Source organism: Adhaeribacter aquaticus DSM 16391, from assembly GCF_000473365.1.
In the GTDB taxonomy this organism is placed as follows: Bacteria; Bacteroidota; Bacteroidia; order Cytophagales; family Hymenobacteraceae; genus Adhaeribacter; species Adhaeribacter aquaticus.
In genome coordinates, this window is sequence record NZ_KI421517.1 from 3188435 (window position 1) to 3212929 (window position 24495).

At 41.5% G+C, this 24495-nt stretch carries 15 protein-coding genes; 12 read left to right on the top strand and 3 right to left on the bottom strand.

Going from position 1 to position 24495, the window contains the following annotated elements:
- The first annotated feature begins 132 nt into the window (after nucleotides 1-132).
- Nucleotides 133-1410, top strand: a complete 1278-nt coding sequence (locus tag ADHAQ_RS0116445; RefSeq protein WP_026463874.1) for an acetyl-CoA hydrolase/transferase family protein — start codon at nucleotides 133-135, stop codon at nucleotides 1408-1410.
- Between the two features lie 17 nt (nucleotides 1411-1427).
- Nucleotides 1428-2789, top strand: coding sequence for an oxygen-independent coproporphyrinogen III oxidase (hemN, locus tag ADHAQ_RS0116450; protein ID WP_026463875.1), 1362 nt, complete (start codon nucleotides 1428-1430; stop codon nucleotides 2787-2789).
- Between the two features lie 390 nt (nucleotides 2790-3179).
- On the opposite strand, the gene recD2 is transcribed toward hemN, so the two are convergent.
- The 3 genes from recD2 to ADHAQ_RS0116470 all read right to left on the bottom strand — a co-directional run bounded on the left by recD2 (nucleotide 3180) and on the right by ADHAQ_RS0116470 (nucleotide 8934).
- Nucleotides 3180-5669: an SF1B family DNA helicase RecD2 gene (recD2, locus tag ADHAQ_RS26025; protein WP_034256877.1), complete on the bottom strand. Its 2490-nt coding sequence runs from the start codon at nucleotides 5667-5669 to the stop codon at nucleotides 3180-3182.
- Between the two features lie 165 nt (nucleotides 5670-5834).
- The gene (locus ADHAQ_RS26030) at nucleotides 5835-6851 is read right to left on the bottom strand and encodes a cellulase family glycosylhydrolase (protein ID WP_051359979.1); all 1017 of its coding nucleotides are present in this window, start codon (nucleotides 6849-6851) and stop codon (nucleotides 5835-5837) included.
- 1042 nt (nucleotides 6852-7893) lie between these two features.
- Entirely contained in the window at nucleotides 7894-8934 is a 1041-nt protein-coding gene (locus ADHAQ_RS0116470) for a LacI family DNA-binding transcriptional regulator (protein ID WP_026463876.1), read from the bottom strand.
- A 670-nt stretch (nucleotides 8935-9604) separates the two neighbouring features.
- Here ADHAQ_RS0116470 and ADHAQ_RS0116475 point away from each other — a divergent pair.
- The 10 genes from ADHAQ_RS0116475 (at nucleotide 9605) to ADHAQ_RS26040 (ending at nucleotide 24478) form a co-directional block, all read left to right on the top strand.
- Complete coding sequence (locus ADHAQ_RS0116475) at nucleotides 9605-12859, top strand: SusC/RagA family TonB-linked outer membrane protein (RefSeq protein WP_026463877.1); 3255 nt, start codon at nucleotides 9605-9607, stop codon at nucleotides 12857-12859.
- A gap of 18 nt (nucleotides 12860-12877) precedes the next feature.
- The gene (locus tag ADHAQ_RS0116480; protein WP_026463878.1) at nucleotides 12878-14713 is read left to right on the top strand and encodes a RagB/SusD family nutrient uptake outer membrane protein; all 1836 of its coding nucleotides are present in this window, start codon (nucleotides 12878-12880) and stop codon (nucleotides 14711-14713) included.
- Between the two features lie 29 nt (nucleotides 14714-14742).
- Entirely contained in the window at nucleotides 14743-16338 is a 1596-nt protein-coding gene (locus tag ADHAQ_RS0116485; protein WP_051359980.1) for a DUF5123 domain-containing protein, read from the top strand.
- A 191-nt stretch (nucleotides 16339-16529) separates the two neighbouring features.
- Nucleotides 16530-17993 carry a pectate lyase family protein gene (locus ADHAQ_RS0116490; RefSeq protein WP_084524023.1) on the top strand — a complete coding sequence of 488 codons (1464 nt, stop codon included), beginning with the start codon at nucleotides 16530-16532 and terminating at the stop codon, nucleotides 17991-17993.
- A gap of 10 nt (nucleotides 17994-18003) precedes the next feature.
- Nucleotides 18004-18768, top strand: a complete 765-nt coding sequence (locus ADHAQ_RS0116495; protein ID WP_026463881.1) for a rhamnogalacturonan acetylesterase — start codon at nucleotides 18004-18006, stop codon at nucleotides 18766-18768.
- 41 nt (nucleotides 18769-18809) lie between these two features.
- Entirely contained in the window at nucleotides 18810-19787 is a 978-nt protein-coding gene (locus ADHAQ_RS26035; protein WP_034256879.1) for a pectinesterase family protein, read from the top strand.
- Between the two features lie 116 nt (nucleotides 19788-19903).
- On the top strand, nucleotides 19904-20869 hold the full coding sequence (locus tag ADHAQ_RS0116505) for a pectinesterase family protein (protein ID WP_026463882.1): 966 nt from the start codon (nucleotides 19904-19906) through the stop codon (nucleotides 20867-20869).
- Nucleotides 20870-20939: 70 nt separating this feature from the next.
- Nucleotides 20940-21731: a rhamnogalacturonan acetylesterase gene (locus ADHAQ_RS0116510; RefSeq protein WP_026463883.1), complete on the top strand. Its 792-nt coding sequence runs from the start codon at nucleotides 20940-20942 to the stop codon at nucleotides 21729-21731.
- A 43-nt stretch (nucleotides 21732-21774) separates the two neighbouring features.
- Nucleotides 21775-22785, top strand: a complete 1011-nt coding sequence (locus ADHAQ_RS0116515; RefSeq protein ID WP_245590626.1) for an alpha/beta hydrolase — start codon at nucleotides 21775-21777, stop codon at nucleotides 22783-22785.
- The gene (locus ADHAQ_RS26040; protein WP_051359981.1) at nucleotides 22778-24478 is read left to right on the top strand and encodes a glycoside hydrolase family 43 protein; all 1701 of its coding nucleotides are present in this window, start codon (nucleotides 22778-22780) and stop codon (nucleotides 24476-24478) included. The genes ADHAQ_RS0116515 and ADHAQ_RS26040 overlap by 8 nt, the downstream gene beginning before the upstream one ends.
- The last annotated feature ends 17 nt before the right edge of the window (nucleotides 24479-24495 follow it).

Here is a 24495-nt window from a genome sequence, read left to right on the forward strand (position 1 = left end):
ATGGTAATGTTTATACTTTTTGATTTTAAATTTAATTATAACTGACCAAAGTCATTCATTTCTATGTTTGTTATCATTCCTCCCCCTTAGGCAGTCCAGTAATTTTGTCTTACTAATTTTAAGGCAAATACTATGATAACATATACTTCCGGCGAAGATGCAGTTAAAATAATCCAGTCTGGGAACCGCGTTTTTTTACATGGAGGTGCGGCCACTCCTCATTGTTTAATTCAGCACCTGGTTAATCGTTTTTCTGAGTTACGGGGTGTGGAGTTAGTAAGTATTAGTTTACAGGGAGATGCTATTTTTACACATCCCCGATATAAAAACAGTTTTTATACAAATTCCTTATTTGTTTCTTCCAATATTAGGGAGGCGGTTAATAATGGGCAAGGAGATTATGTGCCTATTTTCTTAAGTGAAATTCCGTTACTTTTCCGCCGCAATATTTTACCATTGGATGTGGCATTGGTTCAGGTTTCGCCACCTGATAAACACGGTTATTGTTCACTTGGTCCGTCAGTAGATATTGCCAATACGGCCATAAAATGTGCTAAGTACGTTATTGCGCAGGTAAATCCGCGTATGCCCCGTACCCAGGGCGATGGTATTATTCACGTAACGGAGTTTAATGCTATGGTTTACCAGGAACAGGAATTGCCAGAAATTGGGGGTGATAAACTTCCTGGTGCCGTAGCTGCGAGAATAGGGGAATATTGCGCTACGTTGGTAGAAGATGGTGCCACTATCCAAACAGGCATTGGCCAGATTCCGGATGCAACCTTAGCGAGTCTTACCAATCATAAAGAATTGGGTGTGCATACCGAAATGTTTTCTGATGGTATAATTAATCTGGTAGAAAAAGGAATTATTACCAACCAACATAAAAAAAGAAACCGTGGAAAAATTGTAACAGCGTTTATTTTAGGTACCCGTCGGTTGTATGACTTTGTAGACGATAATCCAATGGTTGAATTTAGGGATATTGATTATGTGAACGATACTGCTGTAATCCGGATGAACCCTAAAGTTACGGCCATAAATAGTGCAGTAGAAGTGGATTTAACCGGGCAAGTTTGTTCTGATTCTATTGGTACTTATCAGTTTTCCGGAGTGGGCGGTCAAATGGATTTTATCCGGGGAGCAGCCCTGTCAGAAGGAGGGAAACCCATCATTGCACTACCATCTGTTACTTCTAATGGAATTTCTCGCATAACACCTTTTCTAAAACAAGGAGCAGGAGTTGTAACCACCCGTGCTCACGTGCATTATGTAGTAACCGAATACGGAATAGCTAATTTGTTCGGAAAAAATTTAAGACAACGCGCCGAAGCATTAATTAAAATAGCCCATCCAGATCATCGGGACGCTTTAGAATTAGCAGTATTTAATCGGTTTAATAAACAATAGGAAGGAGACCAGGAAAAGTGGAAAAGCATTTATTAATTCAAAAATATAATGTTCCAGCACCCCGATACACCAGTTATCCAACTATTCCTTTTTGGGATAAGGACGCTCCTTCGGCAGATAAATGGTTTGATGTAGTAAAAAGAACATTCGTAGAATCAAATCAGCAAAAGGGAATCAGTTTATATATTCACTTGCCCTACTGTGAGTCGCTTTGTACTTATTGTGGTTGCAATACCCGCATAACCAAGAACCATTCAGTAGAGAAAAGTTACATAAAAACCTTATTAAAAGAATGGCAATTGTACCTGGAGCAATTTCCTGAAAAACCCATTATTAGGGAGTTACATTTAGGTGGTGGTACACCTACTTTTTTTAGTCCGGGTAACTTACGGATGTTGCTGGATGGTATTTTTCAAGAAGCTATAATTCATCCAGAATGGGAGTTTAGTTTTGAAGGTCATCCTAATAATACAACCTCGGAACACCTCCAGACTTTATTTGATATGGGCTTTAGAAGAGTGAGTTTTGGCATTCAAGATTGTGACCCACTTGTTCAACTTACTATTAACCGAGTTCAACCCTTTGAAAATGTAAAGTTTGTAACCGAAGAAGCACGCCGAATTGGTTATGAATCTGTGAATTTTGACTTAATTTATGGTTTGCCTTATCAAACTATTAATAGCGTAAATGAAACCATAAACCAGGTTTCCACGCTAATGCCCGACCGAATTGCCTTTTACAGTTATGCCCATGTCCCCTGGGTTAAACCAGGTCAGCGTAGTTATACAGATAAAGATTTACCTGATAGTTTACTTAAACGGGCTTTATATGAATTAGCTTTAGAAAAGTTTAAGACTTTAGGGTATATGGATATAGGCATGGATCATTTTGCCTTACCACGCGATCCATTATTCAATGCTATGGAAACAAAGAAGCTGCATCGGAATTTTATGGGCTATACTACTTGCCACACCGATTTATTAATTGGCTTAGGTGCATCTTCTATTAGCGATGCTAAATATGCTTACCTCCAAAATGAAAAGAAGGTAGAACTTTATACCTTAAGTTTGGAGGAAAATAAATTACCAGTTTTTAAAGGACATTTACTTACAGAGAAAGATTTAAAAATTAAAGAAGTTATCTTGGCTATTGCCTGTCGGGGAGAAATAAAGTGGGATTGTAAGCTGATTAATTTACTGGATAATGAGGCCCATTTTGAATTAGGTAAGATGCAAAATGATGGTTTAGTACACTTGTCATCTGATTATTTAAAAGTTACGGCCATAGGCAAAGCTTTTATAAGAAATATTTGTATGGTTTTTGACTCTAAATTGAAGAAGCAACTTGCTAAAGAAGAAGTATTTAGTAAGGCCATTTGATTTTGAAACTGATAATTAAAATTCTGGAATAATTTGAAAAGATATAAAACCTTTCTTCATGTTGAAAGTGATTTAGTCCTGATTGCAGTAATTGTGATGGCATACTAAATTTAGCTACTTCATTGCCAGCCTAGGCTAACTTACGGGTATATGCTATCGGTTAAGAATATCCAACGCCGAAAAGGTTTCCGAAAGAACTACAAGAAAATCTGACTGAGGTAATGGAACGCAGGCGGAGGAGCGGTATAATGAGCGGAAATTTAAAGTTGAGTAGGTTTCTTTGTTAATTTATAATTGAATAGTTTTTATAGATATTACTACAATATTCATTCAAAAATAAATCTCTAATTTTGATTAGTCTTATTATTTTTTAATAAACCTTCAGGTAAATTAAGATTGAGTAAGTAAAAAAGCTAAAGCCGTTTGACGGGTGGCCGTATTTTGTTTGTTTACGGCCATAGCTAAGGCTTTGCGGGTTCCTACAAATACCACCAGTTTTTTAGCTCTTGTAATTCCGGTATAAACCAGGTTCCGGAACAACATACCAAAGTGTTGGGTTACCAATGGAATAATGATAGTCTCAAACTCACTTCCCTGTGACTTATGAATGGTAATGGCATAAGCTAAATCCAGTTCCAGTAAATGTTCTTTCAGGAAGGTAACTTCTTTAACTTCCTTACCAGCCTTGAAACTTACCAGTAGCTCCATTTCTTCGTTATCTATCCCGGTTATTGTTCCTATATCGCCGTTAAAGACATTCAGGTCATAGTTATTTCGTTTCTGAATAACCCGGTCGCCTTCCCGGAAGATTCTGCCACCTAACTGTATCTGGGTTTTACCCATGCTAGCCGGGTTTATCTTGTCCTGAATAACCTTATTCAGGTTGCCTGTGCCCAGACTACCCTTTGTCATGGGAGAAAGGATTTGGATTTCTGCTTCCTTGCCAAAGTATTTAGGAATGATGGAGTCATATAATTTTTCTACCATGCCTACTGCCGAAAAGCCATAATGCAAAGAAGACCAGGGATGAACCTGCTTAACTACTTGTTTTAATTCATCGGTGTGTTTACTGGCCTGGAGCAAAGCTTCCAGGTCCACATGGCTAAACTTGCTGGGTATAGAAAAGCTGCTGCCCTGGCTATAAGGATCCGGAGCGGGTTCCTCTAAAAAGCTTAAATCTTCTATGGTGTATTTAGCCGGTTCATTGGTCATTTTCTTAACCTTAGAAATAAACTTAAGCTGTTCTGAAGTGGCTTCTTCCGAATCAATGAACAAACAATCTTTTTTCTCTTGCCAAACCTGGGGCTTGTTAAAAGGCGATTCTATCTTGGGTACATTTCCCTGGTTTATCTGGTGCGCATAAGAAATAATTAAAGACTCCTGTGCTTGCCGGAAAACTTTAGTCAGTCGCTGGCAGGGAACTACACCGGAGCTAATTAAATCCTTCAACACATTACCGGCTCCCACAGCAGGTAATTGATCGGCATCACCAATTAAAACTACCTGGCCGTTTACCGGTGCGGCCCGCAGTAAGGACGCTGCCAAATGAACATCCAGCATAGAGCACTCATCCACAATCAGCACAGCGGTTTGCAGCGGTTCTTCTTCTGTTCGCTTGAATCCACCTTTTGATGGGTCCCATTCTAATAACCGGTGAATCGTTTTAGCTTCTAACCCGATAACTTCACTCATGCGCTGGGCGGCTCTACCAGTAGGAGCAGCAAGCATTACCTGTTTGCCTAAAACTTGGAGTAACCCAACTAATGCCCGGGTAGTAGTGGTTTTTCCACAGCCGGGGCCACCGGTAAGGATGGAAAGCTGATTAGTAGCTAACTCCAGCACACTTTGTCTTTGCTCCTCACTCAGGTTAACCTGGTTTAACTGGCAGAAGACTTCCAGGTGCGACAGGAGATGCTCTTTATTCAAACGGATGGGTTGAGCTACCAGTTTTTTTACTTTGGTGGCAATATACTGCTCATCAAAGTATAAGGAATGGGCATAGAAACACTTTAGAAAGCCACCCTTGCCATCCGGCAGCAACCGGATCTTTAGTTCTTCTTTTTTCTCTAATTCCAGAAGGTTAGTTTCAATGGCAATAGCATCATTAATGGCTATCAGTTCACTTACGGCCTGAATAATTTGTTCCTGGGTTAAATAGCAATGGCCTTCTTCCCGGGCGCTTTGCAACACATGGTCAATAGCCGCCTGAATTCGTTGCGGTGAGTTCAGGGCTAATCCCATACTTAAGGCTACTTTATCAGCGGAGAAAAAACCAATGCCGTAAATATCAGCGGCTAAGCGGTAAGGGTTATTCTGTACTATCTCAATGGCATCGTTGCCGTAGGTCTTATAAATTTTTACGGCAAATAAAGTAGAGATATTATGGGATTGCAGAAACAGCATCACATTGCTGATTTCCTGGTGCTCTACCCACGCTTTACTAATCATCTCCAGCTTAAGTTTGGCAATGCCTTCTACCTCAGTTAGCTTTTCTATGTTGTTTTCAAATACCTCTAAAGTTTTATCGCCAAAGTGCTTTACAATCTTTTTGGCAGTGGCGGGACCAACTCCTTTAATCAGGCCAGAACCCAGGTATTTTTCCAAGGCATTGGCTGTAGCTGGTTTCCTTTCAAGTACTTTTGCAGCTTTAAACTGAAGGCCATAGCTAGGATGATTGCTCCATTCACCATAGAAGTCCATAGTTGCTCCGGCAAAGACTTTAGATTGATGAACAGTAACGGTGGTTTCCTCGTGAGGCTTTTGGAAGCTGTTTACCTTAAGTATGGTATAGCCGGTTTCCACACTATGAAAGGTAATGCGCTTAACAATACCAGACAGTTTCTCTAGCGGAGTGGAAGGTTGTGAATCGAACGGCTGCATGCACAAGGATTAAATACAAAGATATAGTTACCGGAACAGGATTACTAAAACCTTATAGTCTTTGTTTTAAATAGGAGTTTATTTGATTCCGTTCTCATCTTTTAAGTGCTGGCTTATAACTAAAATTTAAAGGTGCAGAAACCCCTGCACCTTTAAATTTTCTAATTAAGAAGACTTCTGTTTTTTATTTTTATTCTCTTTTACCAGGGAGTTAGGCCGGATAGAAGTTTTTTGAATGCTGCCGGCATGTTCTTCCACTACTTCCCGGTTCCAGGCATGTTCCCAGTTTCCGTATTTGCCATCCGTTGTAATATCATAAGGGCTATTGGGCCGGCCACAGTCGCCATTATTTACAGCGCCCCACGACCAAACCAGCCAGCCAATTTCTTTTTCCTGGCACTGACTCAGAAAGCTGGTGTAAGGAAAGTCTACGGAGCAGTTTGGCCCTACCTTGGGTTGTGGGGCCTCCCCAAAAAGGAGAGGTATTTCTTCTTTTACCACGCGGTTTATCAAGCTATTTAACCGGTCCTGCGCATTTTGAGACCAATACGTATGCACCGAAAACATACATTGTTTCTTTGGATCAGCCTGTACAATATCCTTCCAGGTAGCAAGCACACTCGTTTCATCCTGTCCCCAATTGGCTGCATCAATTAACAAAGGCACTTCGTAACCGGCGGTTCTAAGTTGTTGCACGGCATTGGTGTATTTTACCCTGAATGTATCAGCAGGTGTTTTGCCACCCACTTCGTTTGCTATATTTAACAACACCCATTTTTTATGTTTGTCCATTACGGCTTTCACATCGGCTCTTTTCCAATAATCAAGGCAAATCTGCAGTTTGCTCCAGTCTCCGGTGGCATCGTGCAGCTCTATAATCGGGATCATTTTATACCGGATACAATTCGCGATTAATCTGTCCATTTCATCAGGAGCCCCGGCAGTTGTCCAGGCTAGTCGGCAGGAATTAGCGCCTGTTTTAGCAATCTCCGGTAAAATGGTTTCTCCTGTTTTATCATTCGACCAGATAAACATTTCATTAATGCCTCGCAAAATTACTTTTTCGCCGGCGGCTGTGTACAAATGCCGTCCTTTTATGGTCATGGTTTGGGCAGATGCCAGTACAGCTAAACTCAAAAAGAGCAGGAGCAGAATAGCTTTAGAAATAGGAATAAATTTCATAAGGTTGATATAAATAACGTTAAATAATTTTTTGGTAGCAGTAACTTTTAGGTTTCGAAAAGAAGAAGCTCCTAAGGATCAGTAGCAGTTTTCTTTCTTTTACAAATATGGCAAATAAGTACTTCTAAAAGTACTGGCGGTCCATGAATCTCTGGCAGCGTAGTGCTAAGCTTAACTAATAGGGAGGAGAATAGAGAAGGTTATTCTATTGAATTGATATAATTGGAGGAGTTTTTATTTTTGTTAGCTTCATGCAATTGCCAGGAAATGATCTACAAGCAAGCTAGGAGTAGTAGGAGGATAGGAATAGGTAAAATAGTAACTAGTACTTCAAAATCCGTAATCCGGAAAGACAAATTTGGTTTTAAAATGGAGCCCAAGGCAAGTACAACTCCGGCGGCAATGATAGTCAGTGGACCGATAAAATTAAAGATGATTTTGTAAAGTGGCTGGAAAAGCCTCCGGAGCCAGGTAAAATGACCAGAGCAGAGAAAGTCATGAGCAAAAGAGCCTGGTAGTACTAGATAATAACTTAGAAAAAGAAAATATTCAATTAAGTAATTGCTACTTAAACCAACAACAACAACAAAAGAAACCTTTTTAGTTACTGAAGCTTGCTATAGTTGTTGCTTGCCCCTCGATAAAGATAATACATTACTTGTCATTCTGAGCTGGGCGAAGGATCTAAACATTACCATACCAGTAGTTTTCTTTAACAATAAGTAGCCAGATTATTGTAATAGATTTTTGGGGATTATTGCAGAAAACAGATACCCCTAAACCTCTAGCTCCGAAGAAGAATACTCTAATATACGGCTAACCAAAATGTGCATTAGGATTTATCCTGAAGGTAATTAGCAGTATGTCATTCTTCAAATAAATTATAAACCATCCAATAAGTGGAAGGCTGCATCCCTGAAAAGTTTTTCACTCCTTAATAGAAATAAAATCGGGAAACAGTCTACTTTTTAAGATTAATCCACAAAACGCGGAAAAGCCGTTTGCAGGTATAGTTATAAAAATCTTTTATTAAGGTTAACTATTACAAAAGCACCGCCTCCTTTTTCAGCGAATCACTTATAAAAACTTCATTGGTTAATATTTTGGTTTCGAACTGCGTGATGGGGCGTTTGGCTTCTATTAATTGAATTAATAAGTCAGTTGCCAATCTGCCCATTTCAAAAGCAGGTTGCCTTACATAAGAAAGAGAAGGCTTAAGCAGGTTTACAAGGTCCGAATTGTTGAAACCTGCAATACTGATTTGTTCGGCTGCCAACGGATTTAATTTCATTAAAGCCGTAAGGCAGCTAATGCTTAACCGGTCGCTCGACACAAAAATAGCATCGGGCCTGTCCGGAAGGTTTAGTAAAGTTTGAACGGCACTTTCTACTTCCTCCTTTAAACGGCCTCCGTGAAAGCAATACTGATTATATTCTTCCTTAACCTCCAGTCCATATTTCTGTAAAGCAGCCTGGTAGCCAACCTGTCTTTCTTTGGTAATAGAAAGATGGGGCGCATTTGCCAAATGAGCTATTTTTTTAAAGCCATTTTTAATTAATAGTTCAGTGGCCGCAAACGAACCCTGAAAGTTATCTGAAATTACTTTATGCGTTTGGATTTCATCCAGTACCCGATCAAAAAATACCATTGGAAACCCATTGGCATGTAATTGATGAATATGGTCATAGTTAGTAGTCTCGGCAGACAAAGAAATTAATAAACCATCTATAGAGCGGTTAGCTAAATGCTGGATGTTGGTAACTTCCCTTTCATAGGAATCATGGCTTTGGGAAATAATTACGTGATAGCCTTTATTGTAGGCAATGGACTCAATGCCGTTTATTGCCTGAGAAAAAAAGCTGTTGGCTACTTCGCAAACCACTACCCCAATGGAGTAACTACGTCGCTCTTTTAGGCTTAAGGCAATAGGGTTTGGTTTGTAGTTTATTTTTTGCGCGTATTCCGACACTATACGCTTCGTTTCGTCGCTAATTTCGTAGCCACCCCGCAATGCTCTTGAAACAGTAGAAGTAGATAATCCTAAAGCTTTTGCAATATCTTTAATGGTGGTGGGTTTGTACATTCAGGTTGTTTCTGGCGTTATTAATGAACTAAAAATACGGAAATTACTTATTAAAACCTACGTGTTAAATTAATTTGATTTAACCGGAAAATTTATCCGGAGCTTTACCAATTAGGTCTCTATTTAAATCAGGAAGAGCTACCTGAATCAAATTTGCCCCACTTCAGAAATTTTAGCTAAAAGCTTTAAGACCGGTTTTTGTTATCCTCATACTGCAGAAAAACCTTTATTAGTTAAATCATAAATATTTGTGCAATCGTTTCCGGTAACGATTGCACAAATATTTATGATTTAAGAATTTTATTTGTATATAAAAGTAATTAGACTTGAATTAGGTTTATAATATATTATAAGCTAACGAACTAAATATACACCACAACTAATTAAATAACTTGCAATGCTTATGACAAAGGTCTACTCCGAATCCTGATTGTTTTCATATAAAGCTTCTCTATTTACCTGATTTTTTTAGGCTAAATTTTTTCCGCTTACCAGGTTAATTAACCTGTCCTGGTTTCCTTTATTCTTTTTGTAAAGCCACCAGACAATTAAAGTTATAAGGAGTGTCTTCAGATCTCTTATAACACATATAAAAAGCGCTGAAAAAATACCAAAATATTATTCAATCATTTTTATAAAGGATTCAATGCAAAGTACAATTAACAAGAATATGAAGTACTTACTGATACTTCCGCTGGTTCTCATGGCCCTGATAGGTGCTTTGGCACAAGGAATAAAAGTAGGCGGTAAAGTACTGGACGAAAAAGGAGCAGGCATGCCTGGAGTAACCGTGCTGGTAAAAGGAACTACCAATGGTACTTCCACGGATGTAGGGGGTAACTTTACCTTAACGGCGCCGAATGCTTCCAGTGTTTTAGTGGTTTCTTTTATTGGTTACTTAACCAAAGAAGTTCCTTTAAGCAACCGGACTAATTTTACTATTGGCCTGGTTCCGGATCAGCAGGCATTAGAGGAAGTAGTCGTAATCGGGTATCAGGCGGTTCCCAGAAGTCAATTAACCAGCTCGGTATCTTCAGTTGGCGATAAACAATTAAAAGATATACCGGTAAGTACTGCTGGTGAAGCCCTTGCTGGCCGGTTAGCCGGGGTGCAGGTTACCACTTCCGAAGGACAGCCAGGAGCAGAAATCTCAATTCGGGTAAGAGGCGGAACCTCTATAACCGGCAGTAATACGCCTCTTTATATAGTAGATGGTATTCAGGTAGATAATGCGCTTTCTTTTCTGACGCCACAGGAAATCCAATCCATTGATGTATTAAAAGATGCAGCCTCTACGGCAATTTATGGAGCCAGAGGTGCCAATGGGGTAGTTGTAATAACTACAAAAGGTGGCAGGGAGATGAAAACTCAGGTTACTTATAATGGGTTTACCGGGGTTAGGAAAATAACAAACGAACTGGAGGTCATGAATCCCTATGATTTCGTGAAATACCAGTACCAGGTTTATAATTTGAACCAGAATGAAGAATCCCGGAATAGTTTTTTAGACCGTTATGGTCGCTATGAAGATTTAGACTTGTACAGAAATATGCCAGCTACAAACTGGCAGCAAAAGGTATTTGGGCGCAGTGCTAAAAGCCAGACGCATATTATTGGTATAACCGGAGGCACTAAAACTACTTCATTTAACTTTAATTTAAACCGGGTGAATGAAGAGGGAATTATGTTGAACTCCGGATTTGAACGCACTTTAGCTTCTTTTAAGTTTGACCACAAAATCAATGACCGGTTTAAAATAGGCTTAACCAACCGGTTTAGCCGGCAAAAAATTGAAGGGGTTGGTACTTCCAGCTCAGGTACACAGGGAACCAACAGGTTAAGAAATTCGGTTCGTTTCCGCCCATTTGTAGCTCCGGGGCTGGAAAATCAGGTAGATGAGTTTGATCCGAATTATTTTGCCCTGACCAACCTGACCAGCCCGGTATTATTAGCTAACCAGGAACTGCGCTATGATTACCGGAATGATATAATTGTAAACGGCTGGGCAAGTTATGAATTATTAAATGGACTTACTTTAAAAACCCAGCTTGGCGTTACCAATACCACCCGAGACCAGGATACTTTTAACGGAGCAGTAACGGCCATTGCGCGGCAGAATAATGGGCAGCCTGTTGTGCAGCAAATAGGGGCGCAATCACTTTCTTTAACTAATTCCAATACGCTTACCTATACTAAAAAATTTGGCAAAAGCCATGCGGTTAACTTCCTGTTGGGCCAGGAAATCTGGCAAACCAATGCTAAATCCAGAAATATTACGACTAAGTGGTTACCCATAGATATTACGCCGGAACAAGCCTTTACTGGTATACAACAGGCAACACCGCCACCTACCTTAATTCAGGATGCCCCAACTACGGGTGCTTCCGGTGAACGTTTACTTTCTTTTTTCAGCAGTGTTAATTATAGCTTGTTTGAGAAATACCGGGCTACCATAAGCGTAAGACGCGATGCCTCTTCCTTGTTTGCGCCCGAAAATAGAATTGGTTATTTCCCATCTGTGGCCCTGGCCTGGCATGTATCTGACGAGTCTTTTATGGCAGGTACCAAAGCCTGGTTATCGGACATGAAAGTAAGGGCCAGTTTAGGTGCGGTTGGCAATAACCGGATTGGCTTGGATTTATGGAAGACCATGTTTGCCTCTTCTTCCAATGATGGATATGCTTTTACAGAAGCTATAACACCAGGCTATACCGCTACATACCTGGCTAACCGGAATTTAAAATGGGAAACTACTATTTCGCGCAATCTAGGGTTAGATATGTCTTTCCTGAATAACCGGCTAACCGCTAGTGTAGATGTTTATAAAAATTCAACTAACGATCTTTTACTCCGGGCTTCCATTCCTTCTACCAGTGGGTACCAGTTTCAGCAGCAAAATGTAGGCAGCACCGAAAATAAGGGTGTGGAGTTACAATTGGGCGGTATGGTGATGGAAAAAGGTGATTTTAACTGGAATGCGAATTTTAACATTGCCTTTAACAGAAACAAAATAGTGAGTTTAGGTAAGGCCAGTAACGGGCAGGCGCTAAACTCTTATGCAGTGCCATCTGGCTGGATTACGGCCACTTATGAAGATTTCTTAGTTCAGGTGGGGCAACCGGTGGGGCAGTTTTATGGATACCTCACAGATGGGTATTATGCAGTTGAAGATTTTGAGTTAAACAACGATGGCAGTTTTAAAATGCAAGCAAATGGTAGCTATACGTTAAAAGAGGGAGTAGCTAACAGCCGGAATATTGCGCTGGGAAACCGGGATCCGCAGCCAGGCGATCTGAAATTAAAAGATATTACCAATGATGGTAATTCCATGATTAATACGAACGACCGGACCGTGCTAGGCAATGCGCAACCTAAATTTATTGGAGGTTTAAACCAACAATTCGCTTATAAAGGGTTCGATTTAAGCTTATTTATGAATTTCTCAGTTGGCAATAAAGTCTATAATGCCAATAAAATAGAATTTACTACCCTGTACGAGCAGAAAGATAACAACATGCTGGCCCTGATGAACGACCGGTGGAAATGGTATGATGAGAATGGTGCCAGAGTAACCAATCCGGAACAACTGGCCCAAATGAACAAAGATACCCGATACTGGACTCCAGCCCGCGGCCAATACTTCCTGCATTCTTTTGCTATCGAAGACGGCTCTTTCTTACGCATCAGTAACTTAACCCTGGGCTACTCATTGCCAGAAAACCTGGTGCAAAGAACCAAAGCTTTTTCCAAGGTAAGGGTTTACACCACGGTTAATAATTTAATTACCCTGACCGGTTACTCCGGTTATGATCCGGAAGCAAATACCCGCAGAAGTGGCCAGTACGGTGCTCTTACTCCAGGGGTAGATTATGCGGCTTATCCTAGAAGCCGGTATATTTTGGGAGGGGTAAACATTACATTTTAAGTTTTAATGAAGATCAGCATGAAAAATAAATTTATAAAGCCTCTTGTATTTTCTTTAGTTTTCGGAGGTTTGCTTACCTTCTCTTCCTGTAAAGATTATTTAGATGTAGAAAACCCATCTACCTTATCGCAGGATGCAATTTTCGCCAGCCTTTCTTATACGACCTCTGCTCTAACCGGGGTTTATAATCAATTACCTGGTGATAATGGTTACGGGAGCCGGATTTCTACGCTTTTTCCCAATGCTGCCGATGATTTTCGGATAAGCGGAGACCATAACCCAACTACCCGTACGGGTATAGCCCATTTTGGGGCCAGTGCCGGAAATACCGAATTAAACCTACCCTTTTTGCAGCTTTATGCCGGGGTAGAACGCGCTAACATCTGCATAAAAAATATTCCGCAATCTAATTTATACAAAAATGGAAGTGCTTCTGAACAGGCTGCCATGCGTAAAATGTTAGGGGAGGCGCTTACGCTTCGGGCACAGTTTTACCACGAGTTAATCCGCAACTGGGGCGATGTACCGGCTCAGTTTGAACCATCATCAGAAGTTCCGGATTTGTATTTGCCTAAAACCGATCAGGACGAAATTTATGACAAATTATTAGCTGATTTGAAAATGGCCTCTGACCTGGTACCCTGGCGTTCCGAATCAGGTGATCCGGCATCGCGGATAAGTAAAGGAGCCGTGAAAGCTTTACGGGCCAGAATAGCCTTAGCCAGAGGCGGCTATGCTTTGCGGCGGTCCAGCGGCAAAGTAGAGCGCAGGAGCAATTACCAGGAGTTTTACCAGATTGCCCGGGATGAGTGCAAACAAATTATCCAGAGCGGACAGCATGGTTTGAACCCAAGCTTTGAGAATGTTTTTAAAAGCCTACATGGCGCCAACCGGCAAGACCCGACAAATGAATTGATTTGGGAAGTAGGCGCTTACGGCGGGAATGCCAGAACAGATACTAAATTGGGATATGCCAACGGACTACGTATAGATGCTGCTAACACCACATACGGCCAGGCAAATGGTTTAATAGAAGCAGTCCCTACTTATTTCTATGCCTTTGATTCCATTGCTGATTCTAGACGTGATGTTACGCTGGCTTATTTTTCGGTTAATGCTACCAATAACAAATTATTAACAACGCCTTTGCTTATGCGCGAAGGTAAATTCCGGAAATACTGGACTACCATTGCCGGAACAAATCAAACATTGGGTATTAACTGGCCAATAATTCGGTATGCGGATGTGCTGTTGATGTTTGCGGAAGCAGAAAATGAATTAAACGGACCTACCGGGGAAGCCATATCGGCTTTGGAAGCTGTTAGAAAAAGAGCCTTTATTGATGAATTGGAAACCCGCATGGGCAGTATTCCAACGAACAAAGACAGTTTTTTTAAGGCAATTGTAAACGAGCGTTACCTGGAATTTGGAGGCGAAGGCATTCGGAAATACGATCTAATCCGATGGAATTTGTTAGGAACTAAAATTCAGGAGGTTCGAAATGCCATGCGGGCCATGCGGGAAGGTACAGGCCGCTTTGCCAATATACCGGCAACTGTTTATTACAAGCCAAGCCCATTATTAGGGCGCACGGTTGGGACCCGGGATGAAGTAGCCAATTTTGATTTGTTTGGCGGCGCCATAAATAAGGTAATGTACCAGCCAGCTACGGTTACAACTGCCCCGGCAGGCTATACGGCTGTGGCCTGGCGGACTGCCATTACGGAAGAGCATGTTACTGGTGCTAACCGAAAATTTGCAAGCCAATATATCCCCAACAAATCAGAGTTGTTTCCCATTTTCGAAGGGATTCTTAGCGCGAATTATCGCCTAACCCAGGATTTCGGCCACTAATCATCCACAAGAATTAGATTGAATATAATATGAAAAAAGATAATATCCAGGTGCTAAAGTGGTTTATGTCACTTCTTCTGTTCCTGATTTTTACTTCCTGTAAAGAAGAATTGGAGGAACAGACTTTTACACCGGAAAGGTTATTTATGCCTACCGGTGCCGTAAAATCAACGGGAGCGGTAACAGCCGTAAAACTTAGCTGGAAAGAAGCCTTGTATGTAGATACCACTAAAACTTCTTATACCATTGAAGTAGCTACTGATACGCTTTTTCAAAGTAAAGTAGTTTATACTACCACTTCTGAAACGGCTAGTGTAACCATTACCGATGAACACCTGAATGTTCGGCAACGCTATTATGCCCGGGTAAAAACCAATGCTACTGACAAGAGTGCTGAATCCAAATGGGTGGTAAGTTCCCGGTTTGCCATTCCGGGTGAACAAATTTTTACCGCTATCCGGACTATTGATCGGGCAGCGGCTATTAACTGGAAAGCAACCGAGGGTGTAACCAAATTAATAATTACCCGAGCCGGGGGAGATCAATTGGTAGAAATACCTTTAACAGCGGCTGATGTTGCGGCCAATAGTAAAACAGTAGAAAATTTATTACCCAATACAGCTTACGCCGTTGAGATATTCGCTGGTACTAAATCAAAAGGATACCAGAGTTTCCGGACCAATGCCCCGTTAGCCGGTGACCTGATTGATTTAAGAGGCGTAACCAACAAAGCAACCTTATTGGCCGATACCATTCCAGATATTCCAAATGGCAGCATTATTATTCTAAAGCGTGGCGTTACCTATACCGTTAATTCTTCTATCAGTATAGGAAAGTCGCTAACCTTTATTAGTGGGGCCGATTTAAATGAACCAAGTCAGGCAACTATTTTCTTTACCAACAACTTTAACTTTGAAGCAGGTAGTGTTATTAATAAAATCGAATTTAAAGATGTTACCATGCGGAGCGATAATTATGCTTCCCGGTATATTTTTAATACCACAAATGGTGCTACCGTAAGCAACTTTATTATTGAAAACTGCCGGGCTGGAATATTCCGGGGCCTGGTGCGGTTGAATGCTACTACTCCTACTACCATTGAAAATTTTACCATAACCAACAGTGTACTGGATAGTCTGGCAGGTTATGGGGTACTTACCGTGGATAATGCTGCTTGTAAGGTGAACAGCATTATTATTAAAAATTCCACTATTTATAAAGCAGAAAAAATCTTAACCAGTAAATCAAATACGGCCAATATTACGCTGGATAACCTGACGATTAACGAAGCAGTGTTGGGGAACAACTACTTTATCGATTACAATGGAGTAGCAGTAACTAATCCGGTAAAAATAACAAACACTATATTCGGAATTGGCAAAAGTAGTGGGGGTAACCGTGCTGTTAGAGGCTATAGAGGAACCATTACTTTTGATGTAAGTAACAGTTATACTACTTCAGATTTTGCTTTAGCCGCCATAAACCCTAATCCATTACCAAACACCACAGCCTACGATAAAACCTCCTTTGATTTATTTCAAAAACCAAAAGAAGGAGATTTTACCATTAAAGATGCTGCTTTTGCCGGAAAAGCAACCGCAGGAGACCTAAGATGGCGGAAATAGGAAATTTATGAATGGAGCTTAAAAGCTCCATTCATAAATGTTATCCGGTCATTTTTTTAGGCTGGGACAAAATGTTTAGTATGGATTTTAATAACGTCAAAGCTTTTATAAAAAGCCTGCCTGGGAGATACCATAACCGAAAATCAGATAAAAATAATTTTAGAAGACGGAAGAGTAGAAGGCTAAAAATCATGATAGGTAAAAAAGCTTATAAAGTAAAAGTGTCGGTGTTTTACCTGGTGTTGCAGGTTGTTTTTACTGCAGCTTGTTCGCAGCAACCAGCTAAAACCAAAACCGATCCTATAGTAGTAGGTCGGGCAATTGCTTTTCCGGGAGCCGAAGGTTTTGGAAAATATACCAAGGGTGGTCGGGGCGGAAAAGTATTTGTGGTTACTAATTTAAACGATAGCGGCCCGGGTAGTTTGCGCGAAGCCGTAGAAGCCAAAACGCCCCGCATAATTGTGTTTGCCGTATCGGGTACCATTCACCTGGAGTCGGAGTTAGCCATTCGGGCCAATGTGACAATTGCAGGCCAAACTGCCCCCGGAGACGGTATTTGCCTGGCCGATTACCCAGTAAAAATAAATGCTGATAATGTTATTATCCGGTATATGCGTTTCCGGATGGGGGACCGACACCAGAATAATGGAATGTTGGCCGGCAGCGGACATGATGATGCCTTAAGTTCAACTAAAAAGAAAAATATCATAATAGACCATTGTTCTATTAGTTGGAGTACCGACGAAGTATTATCGGTTTATGCCGGCGATAGCACCACTTTGCAGTGGAACCTTATGGCCGAACCATTAAATTATTCTTACCATTTTGAGGCAGGGGATAAAGATTTTGAACGGCATGGGTATGGTGGCATTTTAGGCGGGCGGCATATTTCCATCCATCATAATTTATATGCGCACTGCGTGAGCCGTACCCCGCGCTTCGATGGAAACCGTAACATTAGCCCGGATGTGGAATTTGCTGATTTTCGAAATAATATCATTTATAACTGGGGCAGTAACAATGTGTATGCTGGTGAAGGCGGACAATACAACATTGTGAACAATTATTATAAATATGGCCCAGATACGAAGAAAAATGTAAAGAACAGAGTACTGAATCCGTTTCGCGATGTCAAGACTAATGGGTACGGCAAATTTTATGTAACCGGGAATTATAGCGATGAATCGCCGGAAGTAACTCAGAATAATTGGCTAGGAGTGGTAATGGATAAAGGTACCGCTGCAGATACGACATTAGCCAAAGCGACTGAACCTTTCGTTGCCGAAAAAATAACGACCCAAGCGGCGCCGGAAGCTTATGCACTTGTGTTGCAACAGGTAGGGGCCAGTTTGCCCAAGCGAGACCCTCTGGACCAGCGCGTGCTGAATGAAGTAAAAAGCCGCACCGGGAAAATTATAGATGTACAGGGCGGTTTCCCGCACGGTACTCCTTATGCCGAAAGCCAAAAAGCCTGGCCGGAATTAAAATCAAAAGCAGCTCCTGCCGATTCGGATAAGGATGGGATGCCGGACGCCTGGGAAAAACAAAAAGGCCTGAACCCGCAGGATGCAAACGATAGCAAAGGGTTCAAGTTGGATAAATTTTACACCAATCTGGAAGTTTACCTAAATAGCATTACCTCTTCATCGCTTTAAAGAAAAGCATATGAAAAAGATATTTCAATATTGTTGCCTGGTAGGAATTTTACTTCTGCTGGCATTTACTTTCCCACAGGAAAAAAGGCCCATAACAGTTTATTTAATTGGCGATTCAACCATTTCAATTAAAGACACCAAAGCTTATCCCGAAACGGGTTGGGGCATGCCTTTTGTGTATTTTTTCGATTCTTCGGTTAAAGTAGATAACCGGGCCAAAAATGGTCGTAGCACTAAAACCTTTTTAACTGAAAATTTGTGGCAGCCAGTAGTGCAAACTTTAAAAGAAGGTGATTATGTGTTGATTCAGTTTGGCCATAATGACGAAGTGAAAACTAAAAAAAGTTACGCTACTGAAGAAGAGTTTCAGGCTAATTTAAAGCGCTACGTAACCGAAAGCCGCAATAAAAAAGCCGTTCCGGTTTTGATTACTCCGGCGGCCCGGCGGCAGTTTGATGAAGCCGGTAAAATTGTAGGTACGCATGAAGTGTATGCCGAGTTAGTGCGGAAAGTGGCTCGGGATCAGAAAGTGCCGCTTATTGATTTGGATAAAAAAAGTCAGGCAATATTGCAGGAGTTCGGGCCCGAAAATTCTAAAAATTTATTCCTGCAACTGGCGCCTGGCGAGCACCCCAATTATCCCGAAGGGAAAAATGATAATACCCATTTTAATGAATTCGGCGCCCGCAAAATGGCTCAACTGGTGTTGGCTTCTATTAAAGAATTAAACCTGGAGTTGGCCTCCCGCATAGTAAAACCTCTTCCTAAAAGTTAAACAAAAATAATTATTGATGTATTGGCTTAAATAATAAAATAATGAAAAAATACCTGTTTCCGGTTGTTTTATTCTTACTGGTTAGTTTGCAAGTTGTTGCCGACAAAAGGTACGATTTTGTGGTAGCTCAGGATGGCAGCGGCGCTTATAAAACGGTGCAGGAAGCTATCAATGCCGTACCTGATTTTCGAAAAAAAGAAACAATAATTTTAATTAAAAACGGTATTTACAAGGAAAAACTAGTACTGCCCACCTCCAAAACCATGGTTACATTTATTGGCGAAGATGTAAAGAAAACCATTCTAACATTCAATGATTTTGCTCAGAAAAAGAACCGGTTTGGCGAAGAATTAGGTACTACCGGCTCTACTAGTTTCTTTATTTTTGGAGTTGATTTTACTGCCGAAAACATCACTTTTGAAAATTCAGCCGGACCAGTTGGGCAGGCTGTTGCGGTCAGGATTGATGCCGACCGGGTATTTTTTAAAAATTGCCGCTTTTTAGGCAACCAGGATACCTTGTATACTTACGGCGAAAAAAGCCGCCAATACTATAAAAACTGTTACATCGAGGGTACTGTTGATTTTATCTTTGGCTGGTCTACCGCCTTTTTCGAAGGTTGTGAGATATTTTGTAAGCAAGAAGGTTACGTAACCGCGGCCTCTACCCCAGAAGGTGCCCAATACGGGTATGTCTTTAAAAACTGCAACATTACCGGAAGCGCCCCGGAAAATTCTTTTTACCTGGGCCGCCCGTGGCGACCAAATGCTCAAACCATATTTATTCAATGCAAATTAGGGAAGCAGATTAAACCCGAAGGCTGGCATAACTGGGGGAAACCTGAAGCTGAAAAATCAACCTTCTATGCTGAATACAAGAGCACTGGTCCGGGAGCAAACCCGAAAGCCCGGGTAAAATGGGCTAAACAATTATCTGACGAAGAAGCTAAGGAATTTACTCTGGAAAAAGTATTAGGAGACTGGACACCCGGTACCACTTATACCGCCGCAGCCAGGTAACAAAAATTACTATCACAAGCAGGCTTTGTTTATGGCGGCTTTCTTCCGGCCATTAAAAATTTAATGCTATAAAAAGTTTAGAGAAGTTGACAAGAAGCGAAAAAAATAGTGTATTAATGAAAAGTAGAATCTTCTTTTATACTTTCCTGGTTTTACTCATATTAGCTATTTCGGTACAAGGAAAAGAAAGACCTTACCAAATAATTGTAGCCCAAGACGGTACAGGTAATTACAAAACTGTAGCAGAAGCCATAGCTGCAGCGCCAGCATTATCTAAAAAACGAATTGTTATTTTTATCAAATCCGGAGTTTACAAAGAAAAACTAGTACTGCCGGAAGATAAAATTAATATAAGTTTTCTAGGCCAGAATAAAGACAACACCATTCTTTCATTTGATGATTATTCCGGCAAAGGTAACCACAACACCTTTACTTCTTATTCAACTAAAATATTAGGGAATAATTTTCACGCGGAGAATATTACATTTCAGAACAGTGCCGGTCCGGTGGGGCAGGCTGTAGCCCTGCACGTGGAGGCAGACCGCTGCACTTTTTTGAATTGCCGCATCATCGGCGACCAGGATACTTTTTACGGTGGACCGAATTACACCCGCCAGTTTTTTAAGAACTGTTACCTGGAGGGTACCACCGACTTTATTTTTGGCCCTTCCGTTGCTGTTTTTGAAAATTGTACCATCTACAGCAAAAAGAATTCTTATATAACGGCTGCATCCACCCCGGAAGGCAAGCCTTACGGTTATGTTTTTTTAAACTGTAAACTAACTGCTTCGCCGGAGGCAACAAAGGTGTACTTAGGCCGTCCCTGGCGCAATTTTGCCAAAACGGTATTTATAAACACTGAAATGGGTGCCCACATTAGGCCGGAAGGTTGGCATAACTGGAAAAAGCCGGAAGCTGAAACCACTACTTTTTACGCCGAATACAACTCTACAGGTGCCGGTGGGAAAACAGGTAAAAGGGAAGGATGGACACACGTGCTCACGAAACAAGAAGCTAAAAAATATAAGGTAAAAACAATTCTCCGCGGTAACGATGACTGGACTCCTTTGAAGAATATATAGGTAGGTTAATTTAGGTATTGTCATTTAATAAAGACCAATAAACAGGATTTAAAGATATCAAAAGTAAAAAATGAATAAAAGCGCGGGCGTTGTATTAGCATTTGTATTTTTTGCTTTAGTGGCTTTTTTGCCGGCTAAAAAGAAGGTAGTTAAAGTATACTTGATTGGTGATTCTACTGTAGCCGATTATACCTTAGAAGCCGATTATCAGGTTAAGAGACATCCATTGGCCGGCTGGGGGCAGGTATTTCAGCCGTTTATGCGCCGTGATAGTTTAGATAAAGTAAAAAATATTATTAAAGCCGATAGTGTGGTGGTGGACGACCGAGCTAAAGGCGGCCGCAGTACCCGTACTTTTTTTGAAGAAGGCCGGTGGGCGGAAGTGTATAAAGCCTTGCAGAAAAACGATGTGGTGATGATGCAGTTTGGCCACAACGATGCTTCTAAGGAAAAAACCGAACGATACGTTACCATTCAGGGCTACAAAGAATTCTTGCGGCTATATGTAAACCAAACCCGCCAAAAAGGAGCTTTGCCCATTATTTTAACCCCGGTAGCCCGCAATTATCCCTGGAAGGATGGAAAATTAACTAATGTACACGGCGATTATCCGCAGGCCGCTAAAGAAGTAGCTAAAGAATTAGAAGTGCCACTTATCGATTTAAATGAACTTTCCATGGCAGCTTTTTCGGCTAAAGGGCAGGAATATGTTACTCAAAACTATTTTATGAACTTCCCGGCCGGAACTGTTGCCGCTTATCCCGAAGGACAAAAGGATAATACCCACTTTCAGCCAGAAGGAGCAAAGGCAGTAGCCAGCTTGGTATACAAAGCTATGCAACTTTTACCGGTAGTTAAATAATAAAGGAGCTATGCATATGGTATCCTTTAAAATTAACAAACAAGTGAAGAACCTCCCTGGGGGGGGAGTTATAAGAGCATTATACAGCAAGCCAAAACAATTAGCCACCTGTTTTTTAATCTTATTTGTCCTGTTTGCCCAAATAGCAACCGCTCAAAAGGCTACTATTCCACGCGATACCTCTTTTACCATTTATAGCACCTACCAAAAAGAAGTAAAAAATCGGCCTTACGTGCAAATGGCCAAACCACCTATGCCGGCAGGAGTACTTGCTAAAAAAGAAGTTGTTTACAGCACCATCGGCGACCGGGAACTGCACTTAGATGTATTTTATCCAGCTAACAAAAGTAAGAAAAAATTACCGGCGGTTCTTTTAATTCACGGGGGTGGTTGGCGCTCGGGTAGTAAAGAAAACTTAGTGCCGATGGCGCAGCAATTAGCAGCTAAAGGTTATGTAACTGTAACGGCAGAATACCGGCTCTCCCCGGAAGCCAAATACCCGGCGGCGGTACACGATTTAAAAGCCGCAGTTCGCTGGATGCGGGCCAATGCTGAAACTTACAATCTAGATAAAAATAAAATTGCGGCTTTGGGTTGCTCGGCGGGCGGACAATTAGCCGCCTTACTGGGCACCACAAATAAAAATACTAAATTGGAAGGTACAGGCGGAAACCCGAAACAGTCCAGTGCCGTGCAAGCTGTTATTGATATGGATGGCGTTCTGGCATTTAAACATCCGGAATCCGCCGAAGGCGTGGTAGCCAGCCAGTGGTTGGGCGGTACCTACGAAGAGCAAGCCGAAAACTGGATAGAAGCATCGGCCTTAACGCATGTGGGTAAAAATGCAGTGCCTATTCTTTTTATTAACAGCTCCACGCCCCGGTTTCATGCGGGTCGCGAAGATTTTATCCAGGTCCTGAATCAGCACAACATTTATTCTGAAGTACATACTTTTCCTGATACACCGCATCCTTTCTGGTTATTGCATCCGTGGTTTAATCCTACGCTGGAGCTAACAGTTAATTTTTTAAATAAAAATTTTAAGCATGAGTAAAAGCAAATTATTCGGTGGAGGTTTGGTTTTAGCTGGTTTGCTGGCCGGAACAGTTTTACCGGTATTGGCTCAAACTACAAAAGAGGTAAAATCTACTGTTTCTAAGGTATGGGTTGCTGATCAGGGCAATGGTACCTATAAAAACCCTGTATTACATGCAGATTATTCCGATCCGGATGCCATACGGGTGGGGGATGATTTTTATATGGTTTCGTCTAGCTTTGAGGATGTGCCAGGCTTGCCAATTTTGCATTCCAAAGATTTGGTAAATTGGAATTTGATTGGTCACGCATTGAAGCGACAGCCTCCTTTTGAACATTTTTCTTTGCCACGCCACGGGGAAGGGGTTTGGGCTCCAGCCATACGTTACCATAAAAAAGAATTCTATTTATATTACCCCGATCCGGATTTTGGGATCTATTTAACAAAAGCTACTAACCCAGCTGGGCCCTGGAGCGATCCGGTTCTGGTAGAAGGCGGAAAAGGATTGATAGATCCGTGCCCGTTATGGGACGAAGACGGGCAAGCCTATATGGTATATGCTTATGCCGGCAGCCGGGCAGGTATTAAAAGTGTAGTGGCCATAAAAAAACTAAATGCCGAAGGTACTAAAACCCTGGACGAAGGTAAAATTGTGTACGACGGCCACGAGCTGGACCCTACTATAGAAGGACCTAAGCTTTACAAGCGAAACGGCTATTATTATATATTTGCTCCGGCTGGTGGTGTACCTACAGGCTGGCAACTGGTGTTGCGGTCAAAAAATGTGTATGGGCCGTACGAACGCAAAGTAGTTATGGAACAGGGCAGCACGCCTACCAATGGCCCGCACCAGGGCGCCTGGGTTACTACCCAAACTGGCGAAGACTGGTTTTTGCATTTCCAGGACAAAGAACAATACGGGCGGGTGGTGCACTTGCAGCCCATGAAATGGGTAAACGACTGGCCAGTAATTGGCGAGGATAAAGACGGCGACGGTAAAGGCGAGCCGGTTTTGGTCTATAGGAAGCCCAATGTAAAGAAAACTGCCCCCATACAAACGCCACCTGAAAGTGATGAATTTAACAGTACCTCTTTGGGGTTGCAATGGCAATGGCCCACTAATCCGAAAGCAACCTGGTCATTCCTGAACTCGGCTACCGGCTCATTGCGGCTATATTCTGATAAATTACCCGAAGGAGCTAAAAATCTGTGGGATGCTCCAAATGTGCTGCAGCAAAAGTTTCCGGGCGATGAGTTTATGGTAACCACTAAGCTTAATTTTAGCCCCAACCTTACCAAAATAGAAAACGAAAAAGCGGGCCTGGTTATCATGGGCTTCAGCTACGCTAACGTAGCCTTAAAAAGTAAGAAGAATGGAATTTACTTGGTGTATACCGAATGCAAAGAGGCGGTAAAAGGCAAATCCGAATCTGAAAAGGAGATTATGAAACTGCCTGGTTCAACGGCTTATTTGCGGGTAAAGGTTGTAAATGAAGCCAAATGCCAGTTTAGTTACAGCTTGGATGGTACTAAATTCACGGATGTAGGCGAACAGTTTCAGGCCGAAGTAGCCCGCTGGAAAGGCTCCAAAATAGGGTTATTCTGTACCCGCGATACCCAGATAAACGACTCCGGCTATGCTGATTTTGATTGGTTTAGAATAGAACCGATAGATTTAAATTCCAGTGCCAGTGTTTCGGAGGCTAAATAAAAATTTATAGAAGAAAG